Origin of the sequence: Mucilaginibacter sp., from assembly GCF_028288105.1 — a bacterium.
In the GTDB taxonomy this organism is placed as follows: domain Bacteria; phylum Bacteroidota; class Bacteroidia; order Sphingobacteriales; family Sphingobacteriaceae; genus Mucilaginibacter.
The window spans coordinates 1-14,409 of sequence record NZ_JAQBOI010000203.1; the positions used below are offsets into that span (position 1 = coordinate 1).

The window sequence follows — 14,409 nt, forward strand, 5'->3', positions numbered from 1 at the left end:
TTTTCTTTCGGGAGATATTTCTCAGCCAGGTAAAAACTATATTTTTAGATACCGTTAGCAAATACCCTTTAATCCCTTGCTCGGGTTTAACATAAGCACGCGTATTCCACAAGTGAAGAAATATGTCATGCGTAAGCTCCTCAGCGTTTTCTCTGGAAAGGCTATAACGATAACAATAGCTGTAGATTTGCTTATAAAATATAGAATATACTTTCTTAAAAGCCTCCGGATCCCCTTCTGTAAAGTTCTGAATAATATCCTGACCAAGCATAAGCAAAGGTTTTAAACCAAGACAAATAAAGAACTCCCATGTTAAGGCAAACAACAGGGTGTATTAAATATTCATTAAATAAAAACCCGTGTTTAAACAGTTGTTGATAAAACGGTATGAAGCAGTCTTTTTACCTTCTAACCCGTATAGGGGTTACCATGGCGTCTTCCTTATCCCGTGAATCATACAGCTTTTTGGGAGTTTCATTAAGAGAAAGCGTCCGGGAAGTTACTGCTATGCCCGTTATTTGCGCGATTGCTAACCGGGTTAGGGTTTCATCAGGATCGCCTAATTCTTTCAGGGGTAACCTGCTTAATTCATCTGCCGCGATATCGGGAGGAAGACCCGCGGAATAATCACCTTTACCCGCCGAATTATATACTTTAAATACCAGCGGCCAAAGCACCCAGTTTTTAACAAGGTTAGGATCGCGGTAATCTTTAATTTCAAATTCCGCCATATCTTTTCCCATGGTTGGCTCGCCAATTCGTATAGTTGTTATATGCGGTGGTAGGTTATTTGCCAACAGCTCCGCTGCCGAGGCAGTGTGCTTTCCGGCAAGGATGAATAAACGGTTTATATTAAGCCGTAACCCGGAATACTGACTATAATTAACCGGCGTAAATAGCTTACTTATCTCATTACCGAAACTGTGCCGTTGTATACCTGCATTGGCATTGCCCCGGTACTCTAAAAAGGTAGTCCCCTCTGTTGACCGGGTTATCATCGCGGCAAGGGCGGCGGCAACTGATACCTCACCGCCCGTATTATAACGCATATCAAGGATAAGCTCGCTTACCTGCTGGCTCTGGAAACCGGCAAACACCTCTTTAAGCTTTGGCAATGCTTTAATATCAAAATTATTAAAAAAAATGTAGCCTATCTTTTTCCCGTTTCTTTCCCATACCTGTGTAGTATATACAGGATTAGGTTTCAGGTATCCATTTATAAGGCACGGTTCTGCTTTGCCTTCTATTTGAAGGGTTATACTGCCTTTTTTTAAACTTGCTTCGCTTAAAGCGTTTACGTTTGTTGAATTAACAACCTCTCCGTTAATGGCAAGTATCCTATCGCCCCGTTTAAGACCTGCCTGGAAACCATCAGATCCGGGTACTACCAGCCTGAGTATCGTTTGTTCAGTACCTCCGGTGTTAATAGTTACCAGATCAACCCCAAAATCAGAATAAAGCGTACGGGGATAACTCTCGGGCACATCGGGGTTGAGTAATTGAGAAAATCGGTCGGCCCCATTTTTAATGGAAGCAAAAAACCCAAGCGGTTGTTGATTGTAATTTGGATTTTTAGGTAGCGTAGTATTCCAGTAATAATAAACTTTCATACTATCCATTACCCATTTATTGATATACCCAGTGCTTCCTATATCAAATGTGGGGTCGCGTTCCTTTTTACACCCGCTTTGAAATGCAAGTAAGAGCATCAGGTAGATGCAAAAATGTTTACCGGTGAGCTTTTTTATTCTTTTTAAATTCTGCATTCCACAGGGATAATTTAAAAAGTGAAGATATAAGGAAGAGGTTAAGTCTATATTATTTTTGAATTATCATTTAGCAGATAAGGATTTATTATAACACGAGAAGCCGGCTTCCCAACCGACTTCTCCCCTTTTATTAATAAAAATTCCTTGAAAATTCTTTCGAGGATTTTACAAAGTTAATATAAGTTTAATGATTTGAAAACACTTACGGCCAGCGAAACTGGAAACAACAAAGCCTTTCAGTGTATCCGAAAGGCTTTGTTGTTTAGTAAAATACGATCTAATTTTGATCCTGGTGCTAATTTAATACGGAATTTAACTGCAGTGCCGTATCCAGATGAGCCCTTGCACCTAAATGTTCCGCATCAATTTCCAACACCTTTAAAAAGGCAGCTTTAGCCTCAGCTATTTTTTCCAGGCCCAAATACCCCAATCCTTGTATAAATAAGCAGTGAGCTTTGTTGCGCAGGTTCAGATCATCTTCAAATATCAGCAGGTTTGGTAGGGATACGGCGAAGTAGTCTACTTTTATTTCGTCGTTAATATGTTTCTCGCCATAACTTACCAGCTTGTTAAATATGGCTGATGCATTGGCTTCATTAGCCAATTTTTTCCAGGCAAGGCCCTGGTAAAAGATCTTATGCGGCGGCTGATCATTATAAAACATGGCTGCCGATGGTTCGTCAAGTCCAACAGTAGCCTTTAGATAGGATTGCTTTGCATTTTCCGGATCTTTTAACCCATCATAAGCTACACCCAACCAATAATAAATATCATTTTCCTGCGCACCAAAAAGCTTACCTTCTCCCAGGTTATGGGGATAGCTTTGTGCTTGTTGGAGCAGGGATATCGCTTCGTTAAAATTGCCCTTGTTGATATGGTTTTGTGCAAGGTGTACAAGGCTATGAACATACTGCCCGGACGCTTTACCTTCTCCGCCCTCCCATGGGTGAAACTGCCTGTTGGTTACCAGATCAAACGCTGCCTGGTGCTCACCTAAAAAGTTAAGCATAGCCACTCGTTCCAGGTAAATATCATCTCTTTGCAGGGCGGTTTCCAAGTGTTCATTCAGGAACCGGTTACGGTCTTGCGGCGTTTTATTCAATCGTTTGTAAAGCTGATCCAACTCCATCAATATCCGGGCATCGGTAGTATCCAATGCGAAAGCTTTTTCGTAATAATGCAAAGCCTTATCCGCATCATTCAACTTATTGAAGCTGGCTATACCCAAATTTCTTAAAACAGTTGGGAAGCTGTCATCCAGTTTAGCCGAAAGTTCCCAATAAGTTATTGCATCGGTATATTGCCTTTTATCGTAAAATAAATTACCCAAATAATAGGGTGCTTTAGCATCCGAAGGATTTAACTCTATAGCGCATTGCAGCACTTTAATTTCTTCCAAACGATTTGGGAAACACAGGTATGGGTCGGCAGCTTCAGCCTTTTTAAACCATTCTTGAGCTGCCTGTTCATTTTGCAATTTGTGGTTCAACCATCCCAAATAGTAATACACTAAAGGGTTTGTCCCGGTGGTTTTTACAGCGTAATTCAGCAGATCGGCAGCTTCGCTGTAAAGGCCCGCTGTTGCGTAATCAATGGCATATTCTATATAATTTTGCTCGTACCCTCTTGAAAGTTTTATTAACGTAGCAATGGCGTTATCAGCTTCTTCATTTTGCTCCAATAATCTACTGGATTGTGACAGTTCATATAAGGCCCCAAGGTTAAATCCATCGCGCTCTAAAGCCTGGTTACAAACGGCTATAGCCTTTTCGGGTTGGCCCAGCTTATGGTAAGCGACAGCTTTAATTACATAGGCTTTGCTGTTAGCGGCATTGCTGTCAATAGCCTGGTTAATATATTCTAAAGCCAGCTCGTGATTGCCACGTTGCATATCAATTTGAGCTACGGCAAAAAAGCCGCTATCCTTAAAGGTTTTACCCCAGGTGGCTTTATAAAATGCTTTGTAGGCTTCGTCCGTCCCGTCTAAATATTTTAGGCACAAGCCTAAATTGTAATAGGGTTCGGTATCGTACGGGTTAGGGTTACGTTGCATAATAGTTGCTATCGCGGCATTAAAATAGGCTTCGCTTTTTGCGAACTGACCGCGGCGCAAATACCATAAACCAAGCGCATTATTACAGCGGATGTCTTTCGGATCGCGTTGTAAAGCTTTTTCGTAATATGGTACAGGGCTGTAAGTTGCGTGGCGATACTGCTCTAAATGCTGACCTGTAAGAAACAACTGCTCGTTATTTTCTACCTCGTTTGGTTCAACAGCGGGTTTGGCCGGCTCAGGGATATCATTCTTACGGTTTAGTGCAGGCTGATACCTGATTAGTTCTTTGCCTGCCGTATTTGATAATATCAATAAGATCTCTTCCTCATTAATATTCTTCGCGCCGGTAATTTCTTTTATGTAAACCTGCGTGGGGTCTATATCTACCTTATCGCTTAGCAGCACCCTGCCATTGTAAGTCAGATCGATATGGATACCGGTTTGCACCGAGGTTACGTATACCTTCAGCACCAGTTTATCGCCATCTTTATCAATTGCCACCAAAATATCTTTAGTAGCGTTTTTAACTACACCCAGTTGCTGATATGGCAGAAAATATTGGGTGAATGTCTTTTCCTCATTCGGCATTAACCAGGTAAAATCGGGCTGATTATCGGTAAACATACCGGTCATCAGTTCAATATATGGCCCGTCTTCGTCGGTCAGGTTCCTGTCCCACGCCAAACCGAAATCGCTATGCCCCCATGTCCATTGTTTTTTGCCGGGCGATACATGATGGTTGGCCACATGCAATAAGCCGCCCTGACTATCATGCTCGTAACCACCCACAAAATCATAGTCGGAATTTATGGCCATATAAGACGTAGGAACAGGGATATTCTTATACATGGAAATATCTGTTCCGGGCGCATAATCAACCTTGTAATAAGTTCCTGTAGCTATAGGGAAGGTAGATACATCGCGCTTACCATGATCAAAAACCGCGTTAACATCCGGTGGGAAAACAGACTGGTAATAATCGTTAACCTTAACCGCCGGGTTTGCCCACCATAAAAAGGTTTGCGGCAGTTCTGAACGGTTAAATAGTTTCGCCTTTATTTCGATGTATGCCTTGCCCGGGTGCAGGGTAAAACCCGCCATGCCCTTGGTGTGGAACATCTGCTCAATTTCATTCACCCATACGGTTTTGCTGCCGTCGGCATTTTCTTCTATTTTAAAATCTATAGGGTCGAATGTGCTGGGGCGATGATGCTGCGGCCAGTTAAATTCGATACCGCCCGAGATCCACGGACCAGTTAAGCCAACCAATGCTGGTTTTATGACCTGGTTATAATAGATAAAATGACGTTCTTTTATTTTGTCGTACGCCATTTGAATACGGCCGCCCAGTTCGGGCAATATCATGAGCTTGATGTACTCGTTCTCCAGGAATAAACCGTTGTATTGCTTGTCTTCCTTCTCGTCGTATATTTTTTCAATAATGGGGTTTGGATATACCACGCCACTGCTGCCCTGATAGATCCGTTTCTCAAAAAACATCGGGTTCTTATCGGGCTTTCCGATTCCATAGGTAGGTATGGTAACTATTTCTTCCCATACGTTTACAAACGAATTTTTCATCAATCTCTATTTATATTATTAGTAATCAAGGCCGGTAAAGGCTATGGTTATTAGTGTCTAATTAAATTATCTTCCAGTTCTTCAAGCGTTTGGCCTTTGGTTTCTTTCACCTTAAATTTAACAAACAGGAAGCCAAGAAAGCATATTGCGGCATATAGATAAAAAGGGCCGTAAGTACCTAACACTTTTGCTAATGTTGGGAAGGTTAATACCAGTATAAAATAAGCTCCCCACAAGGCAACTATAGCCACCGACGATGCTACACCGCGAATATGATTGGGGAAAATTTCTGATATAAGCACCCAGGTAACCGGGGCCAGCGATATAGCATACATACTTATAGCAAGCAGTACAAAAATTGACACCATACCTGCAGGATAATGGTTTTGCAACATAAACGCCAGTATAATATACACCACAGAAAGGCCCAGTGAACCGAAAAGCATTAACGGCCTCCGGCCAAGTTTATCTACCTGCCACATGGCAAAAAGGGTGAAAACAAGGTTTACTACACCTATGGTTACAGTTTCAAATAATTGCCTGTCCAGACTGGCACCTACCGATTCGAAAATGGTTGATGTGTAGTTGAATACCACGTTGATACCGCAAAACTGCTGAAACACGGCTAAGGTAACACCCACCAATACAGCCGGGCGCACGCTCTTTTCAAATACGGCTTTATAAGATTGTTTCTGATTGCCTGCCAGTGATTTGTTGATAGCTGTTAAGGTGGTTTCAACAAATGCCGGCGAACCTATTTTATCCAATACAATTTTGGCCTTATCATGCTGGCCGTCTTTTAACAGCCACCGAGGGCTTTCGGGAAGCCATATCACGCCCACAAGAAATACCACAGAAGGCACAACCCCAAGCCCGAACATCCATCGCCAGGCATCGGGACCGGTATCTGCAAGAAAATAATTGACCAGGTTGGTTATCAAAATGCCAATTACTACAGTAAGCTGGTTAATGGCCACATTGCGCCCCCTAACTTTGGCAGGAGAAATCTCGGCAATGTACATTGGACACAACATAGATGCCATACCTACGCCAATACCTGCGGCAAAGCGCATGATAACAAAATAAGTTAAGCCCGATGAAAGCGCTATGCCGATGGATGAAACCGCGAAAATGAAGGCAGCCAGCATCAGGCCCGGGCGCCTGCCGTATTTATCGGCTAATTTACCAGCTACCAGGCAGCCAACTATACAACCTAATGCCAGCGATCCGGTTAAAAACCCTTCCCACCAGGCATTTAGCATAAATTGTTCCCTAAGGAATGGCAACGCGCCCGATATTACGGCGAAGTCAAATCCAAACAGATATCCGCCCAGGGCAGAGATAAAGGAAATGCCAATAATATACTTACTATTAAATGTTTCGGCTGTTGGGTTCATTTGGTTTGTTTGGATTTTAAAATTCAATAAATTTCCCTATTCCGGGAATGGACATAGTTACTTTAAACATGGATTATTTTACTATCACATTTTAAGGTAAGCCACTGCGCCGCCACCTTTTGCCAATGATAACTGTAATTTAGTTTTTTTGGTTACCTGTATTGTTTTGTGCTCGTAATGTTCGGCATTTGTATTGGCATTTGAAGCATCTGTGTATAAGTCGACTGTGTAGGTTTTATCATTCTTTAAAAAAGAAAAATCAAGTTCTACAGTTCTGGCTTCCCAATTGGTCATGGCGCCAATAAACCAGGTATTGCCTTGCTTTTTAGCCATCACCGCATACTCGCCTACTTTTGCATCCAACACTTTGGTTTCTTCAAATACGGTTGGCACCGCACCCAGGAATTTCATAATATCAGGATATTTCTCGTATTCGGTAGGCGAATCTGAAAGCATGGCCAACGGTTGATCATACACCACAAACATAGCCAGCTCGTGGCAGCGGGTACCCTGGCTGGAAGGTAATCCCGGGTCAACAGGCTTAAAGCCTTCTTTCGATCTGTTCCTCATGGATCCCGGTGTATAATCCATTGGGCCGGCAATCATGCGGATAAAAGGGATAAGCAGGTGATGATCCGGATTGGCGGAGTAATCCCACTTGGAACACTCGGCGCCTCGTACCGCTTCATAGTTTACAATATTTGGATATGCCCTTTGCAAGCCGGTAGGTTTACTGCAGCCATGAAAATTCACCATCAGGTTTCTTTCTGCCGAGGCTTTGGCTATCTCTTCAAATAGGGCAATGGCAGACTGGTCGTCCCTGTCAAAAAAATCAACCTTTACACCTACCGCGCCTATCGACTGCAAAAAATCGAGGTTAGCATCCAGGTTTTTGATTAAAGTACTGGCTACACACCATAAAAAAACACCCACATTTTTTGATTTGCCATAAGCTATCAATTCCTTGACATCTACTTTAGGATTCACTTTTAGCAGATCGTAATTATCAGACCAGCCCGCGTCTATCATCAGGTATTGCAAGTTGTTGTTAGCGGCAAAATCAATATAGTACTTGTACAGCTTTGTATTTCTGTTACCCATTCCCGATGGTACAGATGAACCGGGCAACATAGCATCGTGCCACCACTCCCATGCCGCTTTACCGGGTTTTATCCATGCGGTATTGGTAAGCTTTGCAGGTGTGGCTAATTTATATACCAGCTGATTATTTAATAATGTTTTATCATCATCAGTAGCGATGATAACCCGCCAAGGGAAAGCCCTGCTGCCGTCAGTTTCTGAGATATAATCTTTGGTTTTTGCAACCTGCATCACAAAATCGCCCCAGCTACCCATTTTAATTTCGGCCGGATATTTTGACCAGTTGCCTACTAATTTGCCATTTTGTTTTTTCACATACATACCCGGATAGTTCAGCAAGTCGGCTTCTGCTACGATCACCCTTGTTTTTGATTGCGGATAAGAGAAAAGCGTTGGCGTAATGGCCTTTTTACCTTCGCCTATAGCAGTTATAGAATTATAGCTGACATAGGGCACTTCCCACACGGTGTAGTTATCCGTTTCGGGAAATACAACCTCTGGCGAACCACTAAAATTGAACTGCGCTTTTTCGTTCACCACAATTATAGGTTCGTTAAAATTGGTAACAAAACGATAAGCTACCCCTTCGTTATAAGCCCTAAGCACTAATGAATAATTGCCTTCAAAATTAATTACCAGTTCGTTGTAATTATCGGTTAGTATTGCTTCTTTACCGTATAATGGATGCAAAGTATTGTTTACTGTTTTTGATTTAGTGCCCGATACTTTGGCGGCGTTCCCTAATACGTTCCCCTGCAGGGTCATACCAATTGCAGAAGGGGTTATTAAAATATTATTATTCAAATAAACGGAATAAGTGATGCTATCATCTACCCTAACCTGCATTTTAAGTTTAGCATTGGGCGATGTTATGGTATAGTCTTTTGGCGATGCCTGGCAGGTTAGCTTTAAAAGGATAAGGCATACGGATATTAATAGAATTTTAAATTTCATGTTAAGCTGTGATACTAAATTTATAGGTGATATTGTGTTGATAGGTTTCGCCGGGGTTTAAAACTGTTGACGGGAAGTGCGGATGATTTGGGCTATCGGGGAAAAACTGGCATTCCAGGCAAAGGCCATCAAATGGTTCATGGTTTTTGCCGTTGCTGCCGGGGGTATTGCTCTTCAAATAATCGCCTGTGTATAACATAACGCCGGGGTAAGTGGTAAAAACTGTCATCACTCTGCCCGATGTTTCTTCGGATAAAACACAAGCCGGCATTTGTGCTTCTTCCACTTGCTGGTTAATCACATAGCAGGTGTTAATTCCATCAGGAATGGTAACCTTTTCTTTTATCTTTTGCTTATCGAACGCAAATTTACCGGCCGGGGCAATTAGCCCGGTAGGGATATGATCTGCCGTTGCCTTTACTATAAGATCGGCGTTTATGGTGAGTTTGTGGTTAAGAATATTACCCGCGTTAGGGTTTAGGTTGAAGTACGCATGGTTTGTAAAATTAGCAATGGTAGTTTTATCTGTAACCGCGTAATAATTTATCAGCAGTTCGTTATCTTCTGTCCACCGATAGCTGACCTTTAAATTCAGGCTGCCGGGGAATCCACCATCGCCATCCTCACTTAATAAATCAAAAACAAGTTCGTCGCCGGTAATGGTGTAGCCAAATACTTTATAATTAAAGCCGGATGAGCCGGAATGATTGCTGTTTACACCATCGTTATTTTCTAACTGATAGCTTACACCATTAAGCTCGAATTCCGCATGAGCTATCCTGTTGGCAAAGCGGCCTATGGTTGAGCCGATGTAACAGCTATCGTTAAGGTAACCATCAAGCGATGGATAGCCCAGGATAACGTTTCCTATTTTACCATCCCTATCCGGAACATTAACCGAAACCAATGTTGCCCCGTAATTGGTAAGCTCGGCATACGCCCCGGAAGCATTTTCAATTTTAAACAGGTAAATAACCCTGCCATTATCTACACCCCAAACTTCGAATGAAATTTTACTCAATTTAATGTGTTTTAATTTTGCCTTTGCCTAATTGTTAAAATTAGCGCATTGTTCTCATAATAATTACAAGATATGCCTATCCTGTTTACCGGCAGACATACCTTGTAATATCTCGTCTCTGTATTATTTATTCTGCTTGTAAAAGTTAAGTTCAAGGGCGTGGAAATAAGCGCTGCCGCTCCAGGTATCCAAAACTTTTATCCTGATGTATCTTACCGCAGGTGCGCCCCCCGGAATAGCAAAGTATTCACCCGCGGCAGCAAAATCAATATCTTCCTGGGTGTTGTCACCAACAGGCTTGTTAGAAGGTTTTACAGATGTATAGGTGCCAATTTTCACCCAGCTGTCAAAACTCCCATCTCCTGCAGGGCTGTTACTTCCCCATACCTCGAATTTTTTGGCGTTACCTGCATTGTACAACGATCCGCCCATCCTTTGATAGATCTTAAACCCGGTAAGTGATGCCTGGGCTCCCATATCCAACGAGAACCAGAAGGGGAACGACTGTCCGGGTGTGTGAAAGCCGGGTTCATTTAAACTGTTATCCCAAAGATACTGAAGCTCCCAGCCATAGGCAGATCCTATATCTGTTGGAAGGCGAAGCGGCGAAAACAAAGATTTATCGCAAAGCAGCGGTACATCATCAAAAGCAGCAACAGCAAACGAGTCTATTGAATTTTGCTGCGGCAGATAGTATGACTTGTACTGTATCAGCGACCCTGCTTTGTAATTTGGCAGGGTAACAGAATTAGCCTTCTTTTTAACATGCCCCTCTTTAACCTCGCCATTATTATCTGTGTACTGCACCGTGGTTGATATGTTAGTGCTATCTGCTTTCTCAAAATTAACAGTAATGGAGCCATCGCCATTTAGCACATAAGGGTTAACCAGGCTATAGGAACGGTTAAGTAACGTTGCCTGATAAACCCCGCCATAAACACGTACATTGTTTATTTCCTGCCCTACAGAACGGTTACCACTTGCATCAAATGCAACAACTTTAAAAGAATAAACATATTCTTTAAGCCCGGGTATGATAACTTTCATGGTATCCTTAGGGTCGTGCGTTGTTGCATTAACAATCATGGAGTCGGCACCATTGTTCCAGGTAAGGCTATATTTGGTAATGCTGGGATCGGGGCTTGGGTTCCAAAATAACTGGACCCTTAAATTACCCGTATTGTAGTTGGAATTAGTTACCAGGCCGGGGTAAATAACCTCGCGATTATCTAAAAAGGCTTTGTAATCATCACTATATTTTCTGCAGCCTACTATTGCGAATACCATTAAAAGGAAAACAGCAGCTTTATAATTGATTTTCATTTTCTTTAATTTAAATAACTGTCTACTATTATAATGGGTTGCCGAATAAGGAGATCTCCATTGTGTTTCCATAATCCACACCGCCCCAGGTTTGGTTAATAACAAAGCGTATAAACTTTGTGGGCGGCGCATTAATACTCACGTTAAAATCTACCCCATTAGCCACAAAACTGATATCCTGCGCATTTACCTGATTAGGAGGAAGACCCGATGGCGGATTGGGGAAGTTGTAACTTCCCATATTAACCCAATCACCTATTACGGTACCTACCGCGCTGTTATTTGGTAAAGGGATATCCTGTGGTGCATCTTTATCAGATCCCCATAAAGTAAAGCGTTTTGCATCGGCATAACCATAAGCCCCGCTAACCCTTTCCCATAGGGTAAACCGGCTTAACTGTGCCTTTACACCCAAACCAAACGTACCTTGTATTATAGGTGAACCACCAGGCACAGTGTGCCATCCCGGGTCGCCGGTATTACCATCAAAAAAGTAATGAAATTCCCAGCCATAACCTATGGGGCTATCGCTTGGTAAGTGGTAATTATAAAACTTAGTTTTATCAAGCGGCACCTCACGGAACGGTGTTAGTGTGGTAAATAAGGTATCGGAGTAGTTACCATATTTATCTGAAGTAAATACGCCAAACTTAACAGGGTTATCCTGATAACCCCTTACAGAAAAATTCACTGTATCTGCGCTTACATATTGCGGCTCTTTCTCGTCATACTTACCTGTTACAGCGTTTGGCGATATAATATGGATAGCAACGGGCGCATTGGTTTTATTAAGCCCAAATACGTTTACACCCCCAAAATCAGGCGTTAATGCCAGCCCGGAATTCACCAGTAAATACTCCGGCAAATCCGGGTGAACAGTTACCACTACCGGGTCTGATTTAATATTTGCCCTGCTCACCGCATATAAGGTAACCTGATATTCTTTTGTTTGTGCAAAGCCATCAACCATAATGGTATCGGTGTAATAACTGGCTTTTGTTTGCCTCGACCTTTTGTCGTTTATTTTATAATCGGCCAGTACATACAGCAGGTTTGCTGATGCTGGCAGCTTATAGGTTATATAAGCCCCGCCATTAAAATTCTTAACCTTAATATCGGTGACAACACCGGGTTTGGTTTTATCGTTAGATACCACCTCTATATTCGATTCCTGCTTTTTGCAGGCCGAAAAAAGAGCCATTATCAAAACCGGGGCCAGCATAACCCAGGCAAGGCGTTTACGGTTATCAATTTTTTTCATAATGTATATTTTGAATATATTAATCATTAAATGCTTTTATAAGACCTTCCCGGTGCTACCAATATGGATTTTGGCTAAGGTTATTATTTACGATAATATCATTGGTTTTTATAGGCCACAGGTAATCTTTTATACCAAATAGCGGTACAAAAAGGGTTTGAGGCCTGTAATAATTAACCGGGTTACTTTCATAAATATTCCAGCCCTGTACGGGTTTGCTCAATACCTCCTGCAGTTCTTTCCAACGGCGCAGGTCCCAGCCGGCTTGGCCTTCAAAACAAAGCTCAATTCTTCTTTCCTGGTGTATTATCTGGCGCAAGCCTTCTTTACTTGAAGCTTTACCCGGCGTTTTTGAAAAATTATTCCATGACTCCATCACACCGGGTAAACCGGCCCTTGTTCTTACTTTATCTATGTAAGTATAAACTTCGGCAGTTGGCCCATCCGCTTCATTCAATGTTTCGGCATATAAAAGATATAAACCGGCAAGGCGTATCACAGGCAAGTGATAATCTATCGACTGGAAACTCTCATCGTAAATAGAAAGATAGTTGGCTAATTTTTTAGGCCAATAGCCGGTAATATTTGTCGAAGTAAGGCTTTTAGGCCCTGCCAGCGCTGTATTACCACGAGCCTGCACATATAACGGGTTGTTTTGATCGAGCACGCCATTACCAAACCAAATACCACCGTCGAAACCCAGATCAGCGTAGAACCTTGTTTCGCGGGCAAAGTTGGTTTTAGCGGTTTGATAGCCGTTTTTTATATAATACTTATTTTCATCGTCGCCGGTTTGTACGGTGTTACGGTTAGCATAATCCCAGGTTTTATCTTCATTAATTGGAACGCCGTTCTTTGTATAAAACAACTCGGCTGTACCAATGGGCACCGCGAATGTTGATGGATAAGAAGACGAAATAGCAACTGCTTTTGAAGTTAGCCTTGGAATGGTATACCCCTGGTAACGGAAATTGTAATTGAAAGCCCAGATCAGCTCGGGGTTAGTTTCCCATTTATCGGTAACAGTTGCCTGTATGGTTAATACATTTTTAAGCTGATCTGATATGTTGCTGATGTTGGCAGGCGGCGAAAAAGTATATAGTTTTAAACCCTGCGCCTCGGCTTCGGTTAAAGCTTCTTTACAGGCATCCGCTGCTTTTTTCCATTTGCTGGGGTCATAAGTAGCCGAGAAAAGCGCTTTACCGTCATTATCTTTATATCCTGCATAATCGGGGTTACCATTAAATAAGGGGCTTGCCGCGGTAGCCAATATTTCGGCCTTTACAGACAGTGCTATCACCTTGGTTATCCTACCCAACTCTTTAGCCTGGTTCTGAATTACCGGGGGCAGGTCTGGTATGGCCTCATCTATTAGTGAAACAACGTAATTAAAACCTTCATCTGTAGAACTTCTTTTACGTTTTACCTCCTCGGCCGATGCACTAATTGGAAAGTTCTCCTTAATTAATAACATTGGGCCATACATCCTTATCAGGTAATAATGATAATAGGCTTTCAAAAACTTCACCTCGGCTATCCATCTCTTTTTTTCGGTAGCGCTAAGGTCAATAGGCTTATCAATGTTTTCGAGCATGGTGTTGCATCTTCTTAAGGCATTAAAAAGCGCTATCCCGTTGTTTTCGCCATCCCAAAAGTTAAGAGCAGGCGAACCCGTATTCTGGGTACCTCTAATCAGGTTAAAGCCAGATTCATTTATGGGGTGGTCATTTAAATCATTTGGATAAACAATTTCTGCCGATCCGGTAAACCCTGCATTGCCCGTAACCTCATACATTTGCTGCATGGTTGAGTAGCAGGTGAACAGAAAATTTTCGGCCTCGTTGCGGTTCCTGAAAGCATAATCAATTGTGCCTACATTATCAGGGGTTACATCGAGGTATTTTTTACAAGATATGCTTAACATACACAGTACGGCTAAGCAAATT

9 protein-coding genes are annotated in these 14,409 nt (G+C 42.3%); all 9 read right to left on the reverse strand.

What is annotated here, in order from left to right; genetic code table 11:
- The coding region (locus JWQ85_RS13835; protein ID WP_299468915.1) for a sigma factor at window positions 1–271 on the reverse strand (271 nt) is incomplete at its 3' end.
- Window positions 272–401: 130 nt separating this feature from the next.
- Entirely contained in the window at window positions 402–1,766 is a 1,365-nt protein-coding gene (locus JWQ85_RS13840; RefSeq protein WP_299468917.1) for a S41 family peptidase, read from the reverse strand.
- Between the two features lie 298 nt (window positions 1,767–2,064).
- Window positions 2,065–5,406 carry a DUF5107 domain-containing protein gene (locus JWQ85_RS13845; protein WP_299468919.1) on the reverse strand — a complete coding sequence of 1,114 codons (3,342 nt, stop codon included), beginning with the start codon at window positions 5,404–5,406 and terminating at the stop codon, window positions 2,065–2,067.
- Between the two features lie 50 nt (window positions 5,407–5,456).
- Window positions 5,457–6,803 carry a sugar porter family MFS transporter gene (locus JWQ85_RS13850; protein ID WP_299468920.1) on the reverse strand — a complete coding sequence of 449 codons (1,347 nt, stop codon included), beginning with the start codon at window positions 6,801–6,803 and terminating at the stop codon, window positions 5,457–5,459.
- An 84-nt stretch (window positions 6,804–6,887) separates the two neighbouring features.
- A complete protein-coding gene (locus tag JWQ85_RS13855) occupies window positions 6,888–8,858 on the reverse strand; it encodes a glycoside hydrolase family 97 protein (protein WP_299468922.1) in 1,971 nt (656 codons plus the stop codon).
- Window position 8,859: 1 nt separating this feature from the next.
- Window positions 8,860–9,879 carry an aldose epimerase family protein gene (locus JWQ85_RS13860; RefSeq protein ID WP_299468924.1) on the reverse strand — a complete coding sequence of 340 codons (1,020 nt, stop codon included), beginning with the start codon at window positions 9,877–9,879 and terminating at the stop codon, window positions 8,860–8,862.
- Between the two features lie 123 nt (window positions 9,880–10,002).
- A complete protein-coding gene (locus tag JWQ85_RS13865; RefSeq protein ID WP_299468926.1) occupies window positions 10,003–11,202 on the reverse strand; it encodes a DUF4998 domain-containing protein in 1,200 nt (399 codons plus the stop codon).
- 28 nt (window positions 11,203–11,230) lie between these two features.
- Window positions 11,231–12,463: a DUF4959 domain-containing protein gene (locus JWQ85_RS13870; protein ID WP_299468928.1), complete on the reverse strand. Its 1,233-nt coding sequence runs from the start codon at window positions 12,461–12,463 to the stop codon at window positions 11,231–11,233.
- A 55-nt stretch (window positions 12,464–12,518) separates the two neighbouring features.
- On the reverse strand, window positions 12,519–14,409 hold a 1,891-nt coding region (locus JWQ85_RS13875; RefSeq protein ID WP_367186214.1), incomplete at its 5' end, for a RagB/SusD family nutrient uptake outer membrane protein.